This window comes from Candidatus Avelusimicrobium caledoniensis (genome assembly GCF_902756455.1).
GTDB classification, from domain to species: domain Bacteria; phylum Elusimicrobiota; class Elusimicrobia; order Elusimicrobiales; family Elusimicrobiaceae; genus Avelusimicrobium; species Avelusimicrobium caledoniense.
In genome coordinates this window covers 60,768-78,262 of sequence record NZ_CACVRB010000010.1, presented here as the reverse complement: position 1 = coordinate 78,262, position 17,495 = coordinate 60,768, and the positions used below count along the sequence as shown (strand labels likewise).

At 46.2% G+C, this 17,495-nt stretch carries 16 protein-coding genes and 4 tRNA genes; 12 read left to right on the top strand and 8 right to left on the bottom strand.

Going from position 1 to position 17,495, the window contains the following annotated elements:
• Positions 1 to 158 precede the first annotated feature (158 nt).
• On the top strand, positions 159 to 662 hold the full coding sequence (locus tag ACQY2W_RS03545; protein ID WP_428049436.1) for a type IV pilin protein: 504 nt from the start codon (positions 159 to 161) through the stop codon (positions 660 to 662).
• Positions 663 to 702: 40 nt separating this feature from the next.
• Here ACQY2W_RS03545 and ACQY2W_RS03540 read toward each other — a convergent pair whose 3' ends face one another.
• Genes ACQY2W_RS03540 through ACQY2W_RS03530 form a run of 3 tightly spaced genes read right to left on the bottom strand, consistent with a single transcriptional unit; the run spans position 703 to position 3,197 of the window.
• The gene (locus tag ACQY2W_RS03540; RefSeq protein WP_428049434.1) at positions 703 to 1,305 is read right to left on the bottom strand and encodes a tetratricopeptide repeat protein; all 603 of its coding nucleotides are present in this window, start codon (positions 1,303 to 1,305) and stop codon (positions 703 to 705) included.
• Between the two features lie 5 nt (positions 1,306 to 1,310).
• Positions 1,311 to 1,976 carry an ABC transporter ATP-binding protein gene (locus tag ACQY2W_RS03535; protein ID WP_428049432.1) on the bottom strand — a complete coding sequence of 222 codons (666 nt, stop codon included), beginning with the start codon at positions 1,974 to 1,976 and terminating at the stop codon, positions 1,311 to 1,313.
• Between the two features lie 3 nt (positions 1,977 to 1,979).
• Positions 1,980 to 3,197 carry an ABC transporter permease gene (locus tag ACQY2W_RS03530; protein WP_428049430.1) on the bottom strand — a complete coding sequence of 406 codons (1,218 nt, stop codon included), beginning with the start codon at positions 3,195 to 3,197 and terminating at the stop codon, positions 1,980 to 1,982.
• Positions 3,198 to 3,333: 136 nt separating this feature from the next.
• Here ACQY2W_RS03530 and ACQY2W_RS03525 point away from each other — a divergent pair, with 136 nt between their 5' ends.
• Positions 3,334 to 3,861, top strand: coding sequence for a type IV pilin protein (locus ACQY2W_RS03525; protein WP_428049428.1), 528 nt, complete (start codon positions 3,334 to 3,336; stop codon positions 3,859 to 3,861).
• A gap of 50 nt (positions 3,862 to 3,911) precedes the next feature.
• On the opposite strand, the gene lysS is transcribed toward ACQY2W_RS03525, so the two are convergent.
• Entirely contained in the window at positions 3,912 to 5,420 is a 1,509-nt protein-coding gene (lysS, locus tag ACQY2W_RS03520; RefSeq protein ID WP_428049426.1) for a lysine--tRNA ligase, read from the bottom strand.
• An 86-nt stretch (positions 5,421 to 5,506) separates the two neighbouring features.
• Here lysS and ACQY2W_RS03515 point away from each other — a divergent pair, with 86 nt between their 5' ends.
• Positions 5,507 to 6,154: an ankyrin repeat domain-containing protein gene (locus ACQY2W_RS03515; protein ID WP_428049424.1), complete on the top strand. Its 648-nt coding sequence runs from the start codon at positions 5,507 to 5,509 to the stop codon at positions 6,152 to 6,154.
• 409 nt (positions 6,155 to 6,563) lie between these two features.
• Here the strand turns inward: ACQY2W_RS03515 and ACQY2W_RS03510 are convergent.
• Positions 6,564 to 6,634 (bottom strand) — tRNA-Gln (locus ACQY2W_RS03510).
• 86 nt (positions 6,635 to 6,720) lie between these two features.
• Here ACQY2W_RS03510 and ACQY2W_RS03505 point away from each other — a divergent pair.
• From ACQY2W_RS03505 to ACQY2W_RS03495, 3 genes are all read left to right on the top strand, one after another.
• Positions 6,721 to 6,794: transfer RNA gene (locus ACQY2W_RS03505), tRNA-Ile, on the top strand.
• A gap of 646 nt (positions 6,795 to 7,440) precedes the next feature.
• On the top strand, positions 7,441 to 8,502 hold the full coding sequence (locus ACQY2W_RS03500; protein ID WP_428049422.1) for a hypothetical protein: 1,062 nt from the start codon (positions 7,441 to 7,443) through the stop codon (positions 8,500 to 8,502).
• A gap of 17 nt (positions 8,503 to 8,519) precedes the next feature.
• Positions 8,520 to 8,678: a hypothetical protein gene (locus tag ACQY2W_RS03495; RefSeq protein ID WP_428049420.1), complete on the top strand. Its 159-nt coding sequence runs from the start codon at positions 8,520 to 8,522 to the stop codon at positions 8,676 to 8,678.
• Between the two features lie 186 nt (positions 8,679 to 8,864).
• Here ACQY2W_RS03495 and ACQY2W_RS03490 read toward each other — a convergent pair whose 3' ends face one another.
• Entirely contained in the window at positions 8,865 to 9,386 is a 522-nt protein-coding gene (locus ACQY2W_RS03490; protein ID WP_428049418.1) for a type IV pilin protein, read from the bottom strand.
• Positions 9,387 to 9,513: 127 nt separating this feature from the next.
• On the opposite strand from ACQY2W_RS03490, the gene ACQY2W_RS03485 reads away from it, so the two are divergent.
• From ACQY2W_RS03485 to ACQY2W_RS03475, 3 genes are all read left to right on the top strand, one after another.
• Positions 9,514 to 9,586: transfer RNA gene (locus ACQY2W_RS03485), tRNA-Pro, on the top strand.
• Between the two features lie 5 nt (positions 9,587 to 9,591).
• Entirely contained in the window at positions 9,592 to 10,551 is a 960-nt protein-coding gene (locus ACQY2W_RS03480) for a C39 family peptidase (protein WP_428049416.1), read from the top strand.
• Positions 10,548 to 12,275 carry an ABC transporter substrate-binding protein gene (locus tag ACQY2W_RS03475; protein WP_428049414.1) on the top strand — a complete coding sequence of 576 codons (1,728 nt, stop codon included), beginning with the start codon at positions 10,548 to 10,550 and terminating at the stop codon, positions 12,273 to 12,275. The genes ACQY2W_RS03480 and ACQY2W_RS03475 overlap by 4 nt, the downstream gene beginning before the upstream one ends.
• Positions 12,276 to 12,825: 550 nt before the next feature.
• Here ACQY2W_RS03475 and ACQY2W_RS03470 read toward each other — a convergent pair.
• On the bottom strand, positions 12,826 to 13,287 hold the full coding sequence (locus tag ACQY2W_RS03470; RefSeq protein ID WP_428049412.1) for a type IV pilin protein: 462 nt from the start codon (positions 13,285 to 13,287) through the stop codon (positions 12,826 to 12,828).
• 433 nt (positions 13,288 to 13,720) lie between these two features.
• Between ACQY2W_RS03470 and ACQY2W_RS03465 the strand changes: the two genes are divergently transcribed.
• The 3 genes from ACQY2W_RS03465 to ACQY2W_RS03455 all read left to right on the top strand — a co-directional run bounded on the left by ACQY2W_RS03465 (position 13,721) and on the right by ACQY2W_RS03455 (position 16,032).
• Positions 13,721 to 13,794, top strand: a tRNA-Met gene (locus tag ACQY2W_RS03465).
• Between the two features lie 112 nt (positions 13,795 to 13,906).
• The gene (locus tag ACQY2W_RS03460; RefSeq protein WP_428049410.1) at positions 13,907 to 14,914 is read left to right on the top strand and encodes a glycosyltransferase; all 1,008 of its coding nucleotides are present in this window, start codon (positions 13,907 to 13,909) and stop codon (positions 14,912 to 14,914) included.
• Positions 14,915 to 14,925: 11 nt separating this feature from the next.
• A complete protein-coding gene (locus ACQY2W_RS03455) occupies positions 14,926 to 16,032 on the top strand; it encodes a glycosyltransferase family 4 protein (protein ID WP_428049408.1) in 1,107 nt (368 codons plus the stop codon).
• Here the strand turns inward: ACQY2W_RS03455 and ACQY2W_RS03450 are convergent.
• Positions 15,975 to 17,495, bottom strand: coding sequence for a lipid II flippase MurJ (locus ACQY2W_RS03450; RefSeq protein WP_428049406.1), 1,521 nt, complete (start codon positions 17,493 to 17,495; stop codon positions 15,975 to 15,977). The two genes, ACQY2W_RS03455 and ACQY2W_RS03450, sit on opposite strands and share 58 nt — an antisense overlap.

Here is a 17,495-nt window from a genome sequence, read left to right as displayed (position 1 = left end):
AGCGAAGCGAGTTTATAAATTTTCCCGATTTGTCTGCTTTTTGTGGTGCCCAGGGGCGGCATTCTTTTGCGAGCTTTTCTGATGTCAGAAAAGCGGAGAGGGGCTTGACATCGTTTTTTTTTTTGCTACATTTTATTGAATGATAAAAAGGAGGTTGTATGAAAAACAAACAAGCATTTACGCTTATTGAGCTGTTGGTTGTAGTTTTAATCATCGGTATTTTAGCGGCGGTGGCGTTGCCGCAATATCAAAAGGCGGTGTGGAAAAGCCGTTATGTGCAAGCTAAAACCATGGGCGAAAATTTAGCTCAAGCGGAAGAAATTTATTATTTGGCTAACGGCGCATATACAGCAGATGTTAGCGCATTAAGCATAGATGTTCCGGCTAAAAACTGTGATCCTAACGACGGAATTTGTTCTTTCTCGTGGGGAAAGTGTATTTTGTTGAATTCGTCTCCTTTTGTGCGGTGCTATGTATATAAAAACGGAGCATATTATTTGGAATATGAGCGCTGGTTGGAGCACAGTTCGTATCCCAATTTAAAGATATGTGCGGCTTTTTCTACAAACGCAAGTAATACAAGCAATCAAGTTTGCAAAGCGGAAACGGGGCGGTCTTCTCCGACTTCACCGCAGGATACCAGATGGCTTTGGCACTATTAAAACAGCTCGCCCCGAAGAAGAATCTTCGGGGCGGGATATTTTATTTCTTTTTCTGCAAGTCTTTTAGCCGTTTTTGGGAAAACGGCTCTCCCTGTTTGGCGGCTTTGAGATAATATTTGATAGCTTGTTGTTCGTCTTTTTCCGTACCGCTGCCGTGGGAGTAAAAATCGCCCACTAACGTGGCGGCAATGGGGCTATGTTCGTCGGCGGCGGCTTTCATCAATTCAAATGCTTTTTGCTCGTCTTTTTCCGTGCCGATACCTTGCAAATAGCAAATAGCCAAATTGACCCGCGCCTCAAAATCACCTGTCTCGGCGGCGGTTTTGTACCATTTAAAAGCCGTTCGCGGATTTTTTTTGCACCCTTTCCCGGCGTTGTACAGCCCGGCCAAAGCAACCATGGCGCGTACATGGCCGTTGTTAGCGGCCGTTTCAAACCAACTAAACGCTTGTTCTAAGTGATTTTCCGATTTTTTATCCGCATAAAAAATCAGGCCTAATTGGTATTGGGCTTTGGGGTCGTTGTTGGCAGCTTTTTTTAATAATTTTTGCACGGGTTTGGTGGCGTATTTGTGCAAGAAAAACCACGCCAAAGCCAGCGCAAAAATAGCAGTAATTCCGATACGGGTTTCAATAATTTCCATAATTTTTATTTTTGTTGTACCAATTTTCGGTTTTCTAACTGATAAACCGTGTCGGCATATTCCGTGGCGTGGGTGTCGTGCGTGACCATCACAATCGTTAACCCCTGCTCGCGGCTCATGCGGGAAAAATCTTCAAACACTTGTATTTTTCGTGCGGCATCTAAATTGCCGGTCGGCTCATCGGCCAGTAACAAAGGCGGTTTGTTGCGTAGCGCGCGTGCGATACTGGCGCGTTGCTTTTCCCCACCGGATAAATCAGCCGGCAATTTATGGCTCATCACACCCAGCCCGAATTTTTCCAACAATTCTTGTGCTTTTTTAAGGTTGGGTTTGCCGCAAAGGCGGGCGGGCATGTCCACGTTTTCGGCCAGGGAAAATTCCGGCAATAAGCCGTCAAATTGAAATACAAACCCTATTTTTTTAAGGCGAAATTTAGACCGCGCCGACTCGCTTTTTAAAGCGGTAATTTCCGCACCGTCCACAAAGATTTTGCCGCTTGTGGGTTTGTCTAACATGGCAATTAAATTTAGCAGCGTGCTTTTGCCCGAGCCGCTGGGGCCGAGCAACACGGTAAATTTTCCGCGCGGCAACGTAAGCGACACGTCTTCTAAGACGCACAGATTTTCTTGGCCTTGGCCGTAGATTTTAGTAACGTGTTCCAGTTTAATCATACATCACCCGTAGCGGATCGCGTCCGTGGGATGCACGCGCGACGCTTTCACCGCCGGATATAACCCGGCTACAAAACAAATTAAATAACTTCCGCCCACTACGGCTACAATGTCTAACCATTGCATGCGCACGGGCACTTTGGTCAAATAATAAATATCGCCGGGGAGCTCTACAATGTTAAAAGTGGCAATGATCCAACATAATAAGCACGCCAGTAACAGCCCGAGCACAATGCCCAGCGTAGCAATAACCATGGCTTCCCAAATGAAAATTTTTTGAATATGCGCCGGACCTGCCCCCATAGCACGCAAAATGCCGATATCGCGCAGTTTTTCTGTGCCGAGTAAAATTAAATTGCTTGCAATATTTAAAGACGCTACACCGATGATGAGGAACAAAATAATAAACATCATGGTTTTTTCCAATTTAAGTGCGGCGTAGAGCGTGCTGTTCATCTGGGCGAATGTTTTGACGGAATAATCGTACCCTACAATCTCTTGAATTTGTCGGGCGGCTTCGTCGGCGGTGTTAATGTTTTTAAGCTTAACGGCAATGCCGGTTACGCCGTTTTTAAGACCTAAAAATTCGCTGGCGTGCGGCAAAAGGGTATAGGCAATCGTATTATCAAATTCGTAATATCCGGTGCGGAGTAGTCCGCTTACGCGAAATTTTTTCATCCGCGGGAACATGCCCGCGCCCGTAGCAATAGACTGGGGGGAAATGAGCACCACATCGTCGTTAATGTCTAACCCCAAATTATCAGCCAGTTCCGTTCCCAGCACGAGTGGCGGCGGTGCGTCTTTATCCCAGTTGGGCGTAAAAGTTCCCTCGGTAACGGACGAGGTCAGTGTGTTGATATCTTTTTCTTGTTCGGGGTCTAACCCGCGTACGATGAGCCCTAAACTTTGGCCCGCATACGTGATAATGCCTTGTCCGTAAATGTGCGGCGCGGCGGCGGCCACGAGCGGGTTTTGACGCACGGCGGCGATTTTTTCTTTATACGTATCGGGGCTCATGCGCCCGAAGACAAGGATATGGCTTTGTGCGCCGATGATTTTATCTTTAATATCGGTTTGAAAACCGTTCATTACCGACAAGGTTGTGATCAGCGCCGCCACACCCACGGACACGCCCGCCACGCCGATAAGCGTGGTGATAAACGCAAATAAACCTTGGCGGCGCGTGAGATAGCGCGTAGCGACAAACCGTTCAAAATTCATAAAAGTATTGTACTAAATAATGACGTCAAACAGCGTGACGGACCCTGACCGGAATGTTTTTTGTTTGTTTGAAAAATAAACCTTGACATCGTTTTTTTTTTTGCTACATTCTATTTAATGATAAAAAGGAGGTTGTATGAAAAACAAACAAGCATTTACGCTTATTGAATTATTAGTAGTAGTGTTAATTATCGGTATTTTGGCGGCGGTGGCGTTGCCTAAGTACGAAATGGCTGTTATGCGTAGCCGTTACGGTACGTTAAAGGCCAATGTGCGGGCGTTATACGAAGCGGAAGAAATGTATCGTATGGCAAACGGAGTTTATACTTCGGATATGGAATCGCTTGCCGTAGATTTGGCGGGATGTACGCTTTCAAATGATAAAAAAACTTGCACCTATCCTTGGGGTCGTTGTATTACAGATGCTACCAACGGACGTGTATCTTGCGAAAATACACAAACCTTACAAAACGGATATGCGATGTATTTGGGAGTGGGAGCCAATAACCCAACTTGGGGCGTCAATTGTTGGGCCTTTTCCACGAATAAAACCGATAAATATAACCAATTATGTAAAAAAGAAGGGGGTGTTTTCAAAGCTACGGGTGGTTGTACGGTAGCTTCGGGCAGTTGTCAAATTTATAAAATTTCCGGTGCTTTATAATTAAAAGTCCCGCCATGGTGGCGGGACTTTTTAAACGCAAAGAAAAACTACTATTTTTCTTCTTCTAACTTTTTAAGCGTGGGGAACAAGATAATCTCGCGGATAGAATCTTGCCCGGTCAGCATCATAATAATACGGTCAATGCCGATACCCATACCACCCGTCGGCGGCATACCGCTTTCAAGGGCCTCAATATAATCAGCGTCTAAAATATCGGCGTTTTCGGCATCTTCGCCTTTGGCGATGGCCTTGGCGGCGGCTTGGTCTTTTAAGCGTTGGAGTTGGTCGGCCGGATCATTTAACTCGGTATAGGCGTTGCCGAGTTCTTGTCCGTTTACAAATACTTCAAAACGCTCCACCAGTTCCGGATCGCCGGGTTTGGTTTTGGCAAACGGGCTGACGGCGGTGGGGTAATCTAACGCAATCACCGGGTTGTGGTAATCGGCGAGGAGTTTGCCTTCAAAGAGTTCGTCAAAAATCGCGGAGTCGCTGTCGTTAGCGGTAAATTTGACGCCTTGTTCGCGCGCGACTTCTTCCAATTTTTCGCGGTTGAATTGGCGGCCGTTTAATACTTCGTGGATATCACGCCCGAATTTTTCTTGCCACGCTTGCGGGATATACAAACGTTTAAACGGCGGGCGCAAATCTACATCATAGCCGCGGAAATGGATTTGTTCTACGCCGATCGCTTTGGCGGCGTTACCCAAAATTTCATCAAACAAATCCGCCATGGTGTTTACATCGCCATACGCTTGGTACAGTTCCATCATGGTAAATTCGGGGTTGTGCGTGGTGTCAATGCCTTCGTTTCTGAACATGTGCCCGATTTCGTAAATCTTATCTAGCCCGCCCACAATCAAGCGTTTGTGGTGAAGTTCTAGCGCAATACGCATGTAAAGCGGCATTTTTAAGGCGTTGTGATACGTCTCAAACGGACGGGCAATCGCACCGCCGGATGACGGGTTTAAAATCGGCGTTTCTACTTCCAAGAAACCTTTTTCATCCAACGTTTTGCGGATAGAAGAAATGATTTTGGCGCGTTTAACAAAAATTTCTTTTACTTCTTCATTGGCAATTAAATCTAAATGGCGTTTGCGGAAGCGCACTTCGGTGTCTTGCAGACCGTGGTATTTTTCCGGCATGGGACGGATCGCTTTGGAAAGCAACGTTAAAGATGTAACTTTAATGGTTTTTTCGCCGGTTTTCGTTACAAACACGTGACCTTTGACGGAAATAAAATCGCCCACCGCAATATGTTTTTTGAAGAATTGGTACGGCTCGTCGCCCAGTTGGTCTTTGGCAATGTAGAGTTGCACGCGGCCCGAAAAATCGCGCAAGTGCGCAAAGGCGGCCTTGCCCATTAAGCGCAACTGAATGACGCGTCCGGCGGTGGCGACCTCGGCATTTTCTTCGGAGTTTTTAGCACCTAAACAGGAAATTGTTTTTTCACAGCGGTTGGGATACGGAGTAACGCCCATGTTGCGGATTTCGTCCACTTCGGCGTAGCGTTCTTTGATAATTTCGTCTAACGAATTGTTGTGTTGCGTGTTTTCAGCCATACAAAAAAACCTCTTTTAGATAAGTAATTAATTATATTCTATCAAATTCCCGTAGGCCCGCGCCGAAAAAGTGCTACAATAAACGTATGAATAAAAATTTTATGATATTTGTGGCTGCGGCCCTTATTTTATTTGGCGGAGGATTTTTCTACCGCTACAAAACCAACGCCGCCGACGAACGCGGCGCGACGAAACTCATGCGCTCTTTTGAACAAGAAACCGACCAACAAAAAACGTTGCGTCTGATTCGCCATACTGATAATTTAAACGAACGCGATAAATCGGGCCGGACGGCTTTGTTTTATGCGGTACAACACAAGGCCGAGCCGGAAATGATACATCATCTGCTCCGTATGGGGGCGGATACGTCCGTAACGGACGCAACCGGACAAACCGTGTTAATGGTAGCCGCACGGTATAATAATTCAGAGCGCGTGCTTGGGCAACTTTTGCTAGCGGGTGCGCCCGTAAACTCGGCCGACCGCGACGGATATACCGCTCTGATGTACGCGGCCCGGTATAGTACACCGGGCATAGTCAAGAAATTAGTACGCTACGGAGCCGACCCGGATATCAAATCGCCCGACGGCCAAAATGCGGTAGCGTTACTGGCTGAAAACAAAAATTTTTCGGATAGCGAAAAAGAAGATTTTGCCCTTGCCTTTAAAGTGCTTTCCATTATCGGCCCGCATATGCGCGAGTTTGACAATACCGGCCAGAAACAGATTAAATAATGTGTGCGAGTTGCCTCGGGTTTATCCCCGGGGCTTTTTTTCGTCTGATAAACAAAGCAACATAGCTAAAACAGTGTGGCTACAATTAAGTGGAAGTTGCCTCTCCATTTCGCCCGGGCCCGGAATCCTAACGCAACACCAAGCAGTTGGTGTTGCTGTCCCTAAAATTTAAAAACCTGCCAAAAGGCAGGTTTTCAAATTTTCCGGGACGTAAAAATGGATTCGGCCACAAGTCGCCTTACTGACGTGCGGCGCTCGCGGCCCCGCCTCGCCATCCTCGCCTTTCGTCCACGCAGCGCGTGAACTCAAACTCGGATAAGGCTCCGGCTTTCGAATCCTAGCCGAAGGCAAAGCAGTTTGCCTTCTTCCCATAAAAATTTAAGACCTCGCAGAAGCGAGGCCTAAATTTTTCCGGGACTAGGATTCGAACCTAGAATTAATGCTCCAGAGGCACCCGTGTTACCATTACACCATCCCGGAGTGATAATTATATTTTAGCACATTTTATCTTACGCACACAATTTGCAACGAGCACAGCGGAAATTTTGTTATAATAAATATACGTCGCGCCTATAGCTCAATTGGTTAGAGCAACCGACTCATAATCGGTGGGTTCCAGGTTCAAGTCCTGGTGGGCGCAGATTTAAGGGGTCGCTTTTAAGCGGCCCTTTATTTTTTCTTCGTCGGAGAATGATAAAAAATTTGTGCGAAAACGGTCCAAAATTCGGTTCAACTCCGCTCTGAAAAATTAAAATTGGTACTTCCGACGAGAACTTTCGCAAAGTTAGCAACGTTAAGCATAGAGAACTATGCAAACGATGGCCACTTTTTGGTCACTATAATGGGCACCATTTCATCGCCCTGACGTAATGTTAGATTCTATAAATAGGTGTGCCACTTTTCATACCTTTGGTCACACATAAACCGCTCAATTAAAGCAAAATATTTTATAATGAAAATATCTCTAATTATTTTGGAGGATAAGATTTATAAAGCCCTAAGTGGGCTTGATTACAATTAGAACTGTTTTTGGTTGTCTATTATAGACATCACTGTTGCTTATGCAACGGAGAAGCCAAACCGAAAACGGTCGCTATGGCTAATAGAAACGGCCTTATAACCCGTCTCTATTGGCAGTAATCCTGCACTTGATTTGATATCAAGCAGGTAGGCGACTGTTATTTGTGTGATTGGCTTCTCACAAATGGCGGTCGTCTTTTGTTTTATACAAATACGATCCAGAAAAAATTGAACATATAAATTAAAACTCAATTGGGAGAGAAAAAATGAAAAGGAATCTAGTTGGATGTGGCATGGTAGTTAGTTTATGTTTCTTATTGGGATGTAACGCAGCATATCGTCATCCAGATAGTTACATAAAGATCATGAATAAAAATATAGATAGTTTAGATCAAGAAATACTTTCTAATTTGCCGACAATAGATGAAGATTGTAAAAAAATTGCGGAATTATTATCGAGTGTTAAAAATCCTTTACAAGCTTTATCACAAAAACAAATCCCCACCGATAAAAGTTCCGAACGAGCATATCAATTTTGGAAACAAACTAAACAGTGCGCTCAATCCTATGAAAAAATCGTCACATTCGTTGGCAAAGGGCAAGACATTCCTTCAGATAAAGTGTCTCAACATGTCAGGGAATGGAGTTGGCAATTAAGACAGAATTCTTTGAAAAAAGGAGTGCTGGATTTTCTCGACGCCATCGCTAGAAGCCCCAATCCTTATGGTAACACCCCAGACATTTCTGCTGAAGAATTGACCAACATTTCGGAAGAAGTATCAGATTACTACCGCCGACACTTTGAAACTACTTATCCGAATAAAGTAGCTGATATTAAAGATGCGCAAAAATATCAACCCATCCTGGACTCTGCAGCTTCCACAATATATAGCCATTTTTATCAATTAGATAGAAAATTATTTGAAAAGCGCACCGGAGGAAAACATCTTTGCGAACAAGATGTGTGTTCATTCATTTCTGGCCATTCACATTTTCCACCAAATGAAAGTTGTATTTACCCCAATGGGGGTTGGTATAGAGAGGCCTCTGGAGCCCTATCATCAAATCATCTCGGTACACTCTTTGGCAGTGCGCATAACGAGATTAGTTTACACTTTGATATGAATAAATTGATTTTTGTATACGGTAAAAAGCCTTATGCTTCCGGCCAATCACTCGAAGGTGCATATTATATTTATACGGGTATTTATAACTATAAAACTGTTATGGGTAGCATGAACTCAGTTCATTCTTTCAAAGAGATTGATATGCGTAAAAAAGGTAAGGACTTATATTTTTACGATGTGCCTAAATATATGAAAGAATAATTTTAGGGGGGATAGCTATGCAAATGGAAAAAGCTGCGTTCCTGTGCGCGACAACAAAATCCTGCCCAAATGGGAAACACAAATGGGAAAAAGGATATCACTTTGGCGCAGATACTGGAGATTATGTCTGTACTATTTGTGGCACAACTGTTTGTGGAGAAGATCTAAAACAATAAAATTACCAATAATCTGCTTAAAAGTTGACCCAAGGTAACTGTAAGAAATAGGGCACTATTTTGGTCGCTCCCACCGTCGGTGGAATCCCTCTTGGTGGGCGCAGAAATTTAACCCCACCCTTGCGGTGGGGTTGAATTTTTATGCCCAAGCAAGTCAACTGCTTTATTTATACCGTAGGATTTAATTTAGTCCATGGGATAGCCGGTACATGCTCCGACGTAACTACAAGAACCGCTAGAAAGCGATCCCCCATTATAAAAACTTTTGCATATTGCTGTTGCCAAAGAATCTGTATTTCCTGCGTAACAATAAAACCCTTTAGTAGATCCGCCATAATGTTGAAAGAAATAATCTAGGACAATAAGGCCTTTAGAAGCAGCAGCAGGATTGACTATGGAAGAAAGAAATCCGTTTTCCAGCGCTGCCGTAGAAATTGACGCCCCATTTGACAGCACCAGCCACCCATTCACCGAGGTACTACCCGGCGGTAATTCCACATCCAACTCATCCCAAGCACCATATTGGCCATTGGCTAGATAATAGACTTCTTCGGCATTGGCAATGGTTCGCAACAGCGGCATGAGCGTAGCAATTTTGGACTTTATTACTGCTTTTTGATACTGCGGCAACGCCACCGCCGCTAAAATGCCGATGATTAACACCACCACTAATAATTCAATGAGCGTAAATGCTTGTTTGTTTTTCATGTTGTTGGCTCCTTTGTTGTTTTTTACTGTCCCTTTATTATCGTTTTTTTTTTTGATCTGTCAAGTGTTTTTATTAGGGACGCTTACACTAGGTGCTCTGTGTACTTTTTTGCTACAATGTAGCTGACGGGGCATGGCTCAAGTGGTAGAGCGCCCGCTTTGGGAGCGGGAGGCTCCCGGTTCAAGTCCGGGTGCCCCGATTTTTATGATTGGCACTACGGACTCTTCATCTGTTTTTAATAAAATTCACACCTCTGCCGATGTGGAAAGTTACACATCGGTAGACGGTATCCGCGCCGCCATTTCGTATCCGCAAAAAGCTCCGTTTGAATTTTCTTCGCTTGTTTTATCGGCCAATTTGGGCGTTTTCTTTGACGGTTGTGTGTTGTTAGAAGTGCAAGTAAGTCCCAACGGCAAACGTTGGAGTCCGTTTTTCAAATTAGGGCTTGTGTCGGAAACATTTCAGCAAAGTTTCCCCGATCAAGCTAACGAATGGGGTATCGTAAAAATAGACGAATTAGTACTTGTTAAACCCATGCGTTATTATCGGTTACGGGTGCGGATGGAAGGAGAAGTTCCGCTTTTATCTATCGGAACGAGCGGGGTGCGTGATCCGTTTAAATACGATGAAGAAAAGGCAACCCGTCTGCCGTCCGGGGCGTTTTCGGCCAAGGTATGGCCGATTTCCCAAAAAGAGCAAGATTTGCCGGATAAAATGCGTATTTGCAGCCCTACGGCACTTTGTATGGCTTTGAGCGCGTTAGGCCGTCCGATTGTGCTTAGCAAAGTGTTGCAAAATGTATATGACCCGGCGGCGGATATTTTCGGTAACTGGTTTTTTAATACGGCGTATGCGTCGCAACAAGGGTTAGATGTACATTTCTGGCGGTTTAGTTCGCTTAGTGAGTTGGAAAAATACTGTACCCCCAACGCACTGATTGTGGCCAGTATTGCCTACGGCGAAAATGAACTTCCCAATGCGGTCCAAAGCCAGACCGAGGGGCATTTAGTGCTTATTTGCGGCTACCGCGAAGGGAAAGTGTTAGTGGCCGACCCGGCCGGCCAGACCGTTGCGCACGTGTTGCGCGAGTATGATGCTAAACCTTTTGCGCGTGCGTGGCTCAATAACAAAAAAGGGGCGGCGTACATTTTGAGGAGACGATGAAAAAATTATTATTTTTATTAAGTGCAGTTTTACTGCTTGGCGCGTGCGCCAAACAAACCGCGTCCGATACGCTGATCGTGGCGCATAAAGGCGAAATGGAGTCCTTAGATCCCGTTTATTCCTACGACGGCGTTACACACGGAATGCTGATCAACGTCTATGATACGCTACTTAAATTTAACGGCAGTTCGCTAACAGAACTACTGCCCTCGCTCGCTACCCAAGTGCCTACCAAAGAAAACGGACTCATTTCGCAAGACGGCCGCACGTATACGTTCCCGATCCGGCAAGGGGTAAAATTTCACGACGGGCGCGATTTAACACCCGAAGATGTACGCTATTCTATTTTGCGTTTTTTACTTTCCGATATCTCCGGCGGTCCGTCCAGTTTGCTCTTAGAGCCGGTTTTAGGCGTTTCTTCTACCCGCAACGATAAAGGCGAAATTATCATTAACTACCAAGACGCCGCCAACGCCGTGCGCGTGGACGGAAATAACGTGGTCATCACGCTCAAACGCCCGTTTGCGCCGTTTTTATATATTTTGGCGCGGTGGGGATACGTAATGAGTAAATCGTGGGCGGTAGAACAAGGTGCGTGGGACGGCCGTGAAGAAACGTGGAAACAATTTAATAACTTTGCCAAAGACAATGACCCTCTTTTTGATAAAACCAACGGCACGGGGCCGTTTCAAGTAGCCCGGTGGGATGTTGCCGCCAAACGCTTGACGTTAACCGCCAACGAAAATTATTTTGAGGGTGCGCCGAAACTCAAAACCATTTTGATGATGACCGTGGACGAAGCAAGCACGTTGCGCTTGATGTTGGAATCCGGCGATGCGGATGTGGCAGAGCTGTCGCCCAAGTTTATCTCGCAACTCAAAGACAGCACCACCATTGATTTGTATGACAATTTGCCGCGTTTGCGCACCGATCCGGTGATTTTCTTTACGCTTGATATTAACATGGAAGCCAACCCTGATGTGGGGTCCGGTAAATTGGACGGGCAAGGCATCCCGGCTGATTTCTTTAGTGATAAGGACCTTCGCAAAGGTTTTGAATATGCGTTTGATTATGAGGCATTTTTAAACGAGTCCATGGAGGGCCGCGCGGAAATGGCACTCGGGCCGGCTCCGGCGGGACTTGTTAAATATGATAACGATTTTAAACACTACACGTTTGATTTGAAAAAAGCCGAAGAACACTTCAAAAAAGCGTGGGGCGGCCAAGTGTGGGAAAAAGGATTTAAATTTACCATTACGTATAACACCAGCGGCGAAATGCGCCAAATTGCGAGCGAGATTTTAAAACGCAACGTGGAAAAATTAAACCCCAAATTTCAAATTGATTTGCGCGGGGTAACGTGGCCGGCGTTCCTAGAAAAAACAGCCCGCCGCCAAATGCCGATGTGGGCCCGCGGGTGGGTGGCCGATTACGCAGACGCGCACAATTTCTATTTCCCGTTCTTGCATAGCCAAGGACGGTATGCGCTCTCGCAAGGGTACAGCAATCCGGCGGTAGACGTGCTGATTGAACAAGCCGTTGCGGAAACCAACCAAGCCAAACGCAACGCACTGTATAAAGCCGTACATAATTTAATGCACGAAGACGCCATGCAGATTTATACCGTCCACCCGACCGGGTTGTGGGCGATGAATAAACAAGTAAAGGGGTTTGTGGATAACCCGGTGTATATGGGCATCTATTTTTATCCTATGTATAAATAGCGTAACGGCCTTGTTAACTTCTATAAGCACGCACGCGGGCACAACGAATCGTTGTGCCCTCATGTCGTGTTCCTGCGATACAATTTTCCACATTTGGGCAAATTTGCGGTCTCGCGGCCTTGACGTAGCTACCGCTACGCCTATGCGGCCGCCTAAATCCCGCAAATTTTCCTCAAATCTGAAAAATCATCTTCTCTTCTACAAAGTTATTCTTGGGGCGGCGGTCCGTCCCTTTCGCTCGTGGCGAATTGTCAAACCGGGTGTTGTCCTGCGTTCTTATCGCGCTGATTTGAAAACGGCCTTGTTAACTTCTATAAGCACGCACACTCCTCTAGGACGTCATCCTGAACCGCGGCCTTTACCGCTTGGCCGCGCCCCGTAGGGTTGGTATACGGGGTCTATAAATAGACTTCAGGATCTCGCTGTGTCCTAGAGGAGTGTTTGCGTGTTACCGATAAACAATTTTCCAAAATCTGCCAATTTCTAATAAATAGAATCTGACAAATCAAGACAAACTATTAAAACTCCCGTCTTGGTGTATCTAGAAAAATTACTGAATAAAATAACGGACGTACGTGCTGCCTTCGTCCAACTTAGGGCCAAACGATTTGCAGACCGAAACTGCTAATGGCTTGCTGGTCGGAGCCCAACAATACATCCTGTTTTGAGCATTGGTAGCCTCTAGTATCGTGCCACTACGAGGGGCTCCGTAATAGTCAATAATTCGTACATCGGAAACAGAATGGTTCAATTGAATTTTGTTGTAAGAGCCGGGGGCATCAGAGCTGGTATCTTTGCCCACCAAGCACGTCCACCCTTCGGGGCAGGTAAAGTCTATATCTAATTCTTCCGTCGTGGTGGCATAGGTGCCGTTTGCTAAAAAATATACTTGTTGCGCATCGGCTACGGCCCGTACTATAGGTATAACTTGAGCCACTCGGGCCTTTAAGACCGCTTTCTGATACTGCGGCAACGCTACCGCGGCTAAAATACCGATAATTAACACCACCACTAATAATTCAATAAGTACTCAAAACCGATGAGGGGGTTTAAATAAGTATTTTCCTTTATATACCCCTCACTTTTGCCCGTGCGGCGAGCACCTCCCGCAAGGGGCGAGGACAAAAAACTATTTTTGCTGTTCATAAAATCTCCTTTGTTTTTTGCGTCCCTTTATTATCGTTTTTTTTTTTGATTTGTCAACCCCCTTGCCGGGGGCAGGCATAAGGTCTCAAACCTCTGTAAGCAGATGATGTTATCTTTTGCAAGGGGGACTTTGTGTTATTCTGCAACGCTCCCTTGCCGGGGGCAGGCATAAGGCCTCAAACCTCTGTATGCGTTTGTTTGGATGTTTTTGTAATGTGGAATTTCATAAACGGTGCTTTTATTCCCTTGTTTTTACGTGTGAATTTGCGTCAGTTCATCTCAATTTGCTATAATAACTTTGCGGGGTAGAGAAGCCCGGTATCTCGCAAGGCCCATAACCTTGAGATCGTTGGTTCAAATCCAACCCCCGCAATTTTGCATACATATACCGGCCGCCCGAAAGGGCGGTTTTTTTGTCCTCTAAGCAAGCCGGGCCTCTTTTTATGTACAATAAAATAAAGAGTTTTTAGTAAGGAGAAATACCAATGAATATTACAGTATGTGTGGGTGGTAACAAAAAAATTTCTGCGGCGCGTTTAGGCGTCAAATTGGCTGAAAATCTGGTTGCGCAAGGGCACGCGGTACAAGTGCTCGCTCCCAAGGGTAAAGGCAATGTATTTACGCAAGTGCCGCTTAAAGAATATACCGCATTGACAACGACCAAAACGCTGGCGGGGATGTTTGCTAAGTCTAATACGCAAATGGTTATTTCGCTGATGAATTTGCGCGCGTGCGAGAGCGCGGAACTGGCCAAACTGCCTTTTATTTACGTAGAGTACGAAAATTTTAAAGAGGATAAACCCGTTAAAACCAAAAAGGCGTTATTACAAAAAGCCAAACGCGTATTAGTATTGGGTGATAGCGACAAGCCGCTTAACAAAAAACTTTACGGTCCCAATGCGCTTCGTGTAACCGAGCCGGCCGTTTGGGTGGAACATTACAACTACAACAAACCCGCTTGCTTTAAAAAAGAAAATAACGTATTAGCCGTCGGGCCGCTTACCAAAGAAAGCGGTTTTGATACATTACTTAAAACGTGGTCGCGCTTGGCTCCCGCGCATAAAACATGGCATTTAACCATTGTGGGTGACGGCACGCAAAAAGCCGCACTGCAAAAATTTATCACCAAAAATAATTTACAAGCCAGTACGGAAATCGTCCCCGCCAAAAGCGATGTGTACAGCTTGCTGCGTAATGCCGATATCTTTGCCTATCCGGCGTTAAATCCGTCGGTAGCCGATATTTTGTTAGACGCTATGGCCAGCAAATTGCCTTGTGTGGCATGTGAATCGGGCGCGGTTACGTCGCTTGTTACCAATGGCGTAAACGGCATTATCGTCAATGCCGGCGAAGAAGAGCCGTTTACGGTTGCTTTAGATGACATGATGGTCAACTGGGGCAAACGCGTGGAAATGGCCGTAGAAGCCAGCAAGCACAAAGACAAACACCCGTTTGAAGCGTTCTTGCGCGGTGTAGAAGAACTTATTTCGTAATCGCACTCATCATGCGTATCACGTGTGTCATCAGTACATTGGGCGGCGGCGGCGCAGAGCGTGTAATGACGTATCTGTGTGAGGGTTTAGCTGGCCGCGGTCACCAAGTTACACTCTTAACACTGGACACCTCTACCCCCGATTTTTATACCCTGCCCGCATGCGTTCGTCGCGAGCGCATCCACTTGCCGCCCTTTAAAAGTGTGGGCGTATTGGGCGGTTTTTTGCGTCTGGTACGCATGACACGCGCCTTGCGCCGCACGCGGCCCGAAGTGGTCATTAGTTTTATGGCGGTTAATGTGTTAGCCGCCGCTTTACTTTTGCGCGTGCCGTATATTTACGCCGATCATTTAGATGTGCGGCATACGCCTTTTTCGCGCAAGTGGCAACTTTTACGCGATTATTTTTTAAGCCGCGCCTCGCGCGTAGCCGTATTGTCTAAGCGCGATTTGGAATTTATCCGAAACAATCATCCGTCGTGGAAACCCGTTGTTATTTACAACCCGGCGTTGCCGTGTTCGCACGACAAACTGCCCCGCCCGGCTTTTATGCAAACTGATAAAAAATACGTGATTGCCGTGGGACGTTTGGTGGCCCAAAAAGGGTTTGAGCGCCTGCTTCGTGCGTGGTATACAATCACCAGTAATTTTCCCCAATGGCGCTTAGCAATTGTCGGAGCCGGACCGGACGAACAAGCACTTCGCACGCAAATTGCCGAGTTAAACATCTCTGCCAGTGCGGCGTTAGTTGCTCCCATTAAAGGCCTGCAAGCGGTATATCAACACGCGGATTTGTTGGCGATGTCCTCGCGGACGGAGGGTTTTCCCATGGTGCTGTTAGAAGCAATGGCGGCGGGGGTGCCTGTGGTCAGTTTTAATTGCACCGGGCCGGACGTTATTGTGCGCCACGGGGTAGACGGTTTATTAGTGCCGCAGGACGATATTGCGGCTTTTGCTAACGCATTAGCTGTTTTGATGAAAGGGGATGAAAAGCGCCGCGCGTTAAGTGAACGTGCGCGTGAGGTCACAGAGCGGTTTTCTTTATCCAATTACATAGATGCTTACGAAGGGTTGTGTGAAGATGCTACTTGCAAAAAGCGTTTGAAATCGCCGCTGTAATAAGTCAACGCCGCCAGTACCGCTACATATATCAAACCGCCCACTAGCAAAACCACCCACGCGGTTTGTCCCGCCAAAAAATGGGTGCATAATATAGCGGGCACGAGCGAAATTAAATTAAAACCTACCAAACGTAACCCGTCTGTGAAAGCGGGTTTGATGTAAAAACCGGGCAAATATTTGCGCAGGAACATCCAGTTGATAAATTGGCCCGCGGCGCAGCATACCAGTTGCGTGTACGGATACGCCAGTGCGCCCCATACATTTACGGTAAAAGGTACGCTCACAATAAATAACAAAATACCCGCTAAGGCGTAAGGGAAAAACTCTTTTAGTTTACGCGTCGCGGCGACGATATTGCTTTGCATGAGTATCGGCACCATCAGCCACACCAGCCCCAACAACGGGCGTAAAAACGCGGCCGATTCGCGTGCGTCTGTTGCGGAAAATGCACCGCGTGAAAAAAACAGCGTGATAATTTCCGGCGCGTAGACAACGGAAAATACACTCAGCGGCGTAAGCAAAAACCACAACGCAAAATGCGTGGTATTGTAGGCCTTATTAAAAGCGGGCCAATCGTTTCGGGCGGCCAGTTCGGTCAGTTGAATTTTGGACACATTGGTAACGCGCAACGTAAATACTTCGGTAGAAGAATCGGAAAGTTGCCGCGCGTAATTTAAGGCACTTACTACGCCCGTGCCTAACCCGCTCAGCAAATACAGCGGCAATACGCCGCTAACGATATTGGCCAGTTCCATGCACTGGTTGCTGATGAGGTTTTTGGCAAACGCGGCAGAGTGGTAAATTTCTCCGCGGGTAAGTGTCCACCCCAATTCTTTTTTAAGCATGATGCTATATAAAATCACTTGCACCGCATACGAAACCACAAACCCGTAGAGCATGCTGATTACACCGTGCGTGCGCCCGAGACAGAGCAAAAAAAGTAGCGGCATGAGCGCATTTAGCGGCGTGAAAAGGGCAGTTGCAAACCGTTTGTGCATTTCCAAAATAGCTAACTGGTAAGTCGTCAAAATCTGTAAAGCAAAGAACACAAAGGCCCACGAAATAAGCGTGCGTTGCGTTTCCAAATACGCTGTGGAAAAACGGGAAAATAAGGCAATACTTTGCACGGGCCAACAAAAGCCAAGCCCGATTAAAAGTACGGCCAAAATGACGTAAACATACAAGTAGCCGTTGAGTAACGCCCGGCCACCGTGCGGTGCGGTTGCCTCCAACGCCATGGCGTGCGGGATGATAACGGCGGCATTTAACCGTTGCACAAAAAACCACGCCACACCTGTGGTTAAAATAAGGTAAAAATACAAATCGGTTGCCCGGCTTGCGCCGAAATAGGCCGCCAACAAAAGCGCATTGATAAATGAAATCCCTTTCCATAAAGCCGTAGCTCCCACCGCCAATGCGGCTGCGCTACGGTAGGAAGTGGGTTTAAAAAAGTTTATCAT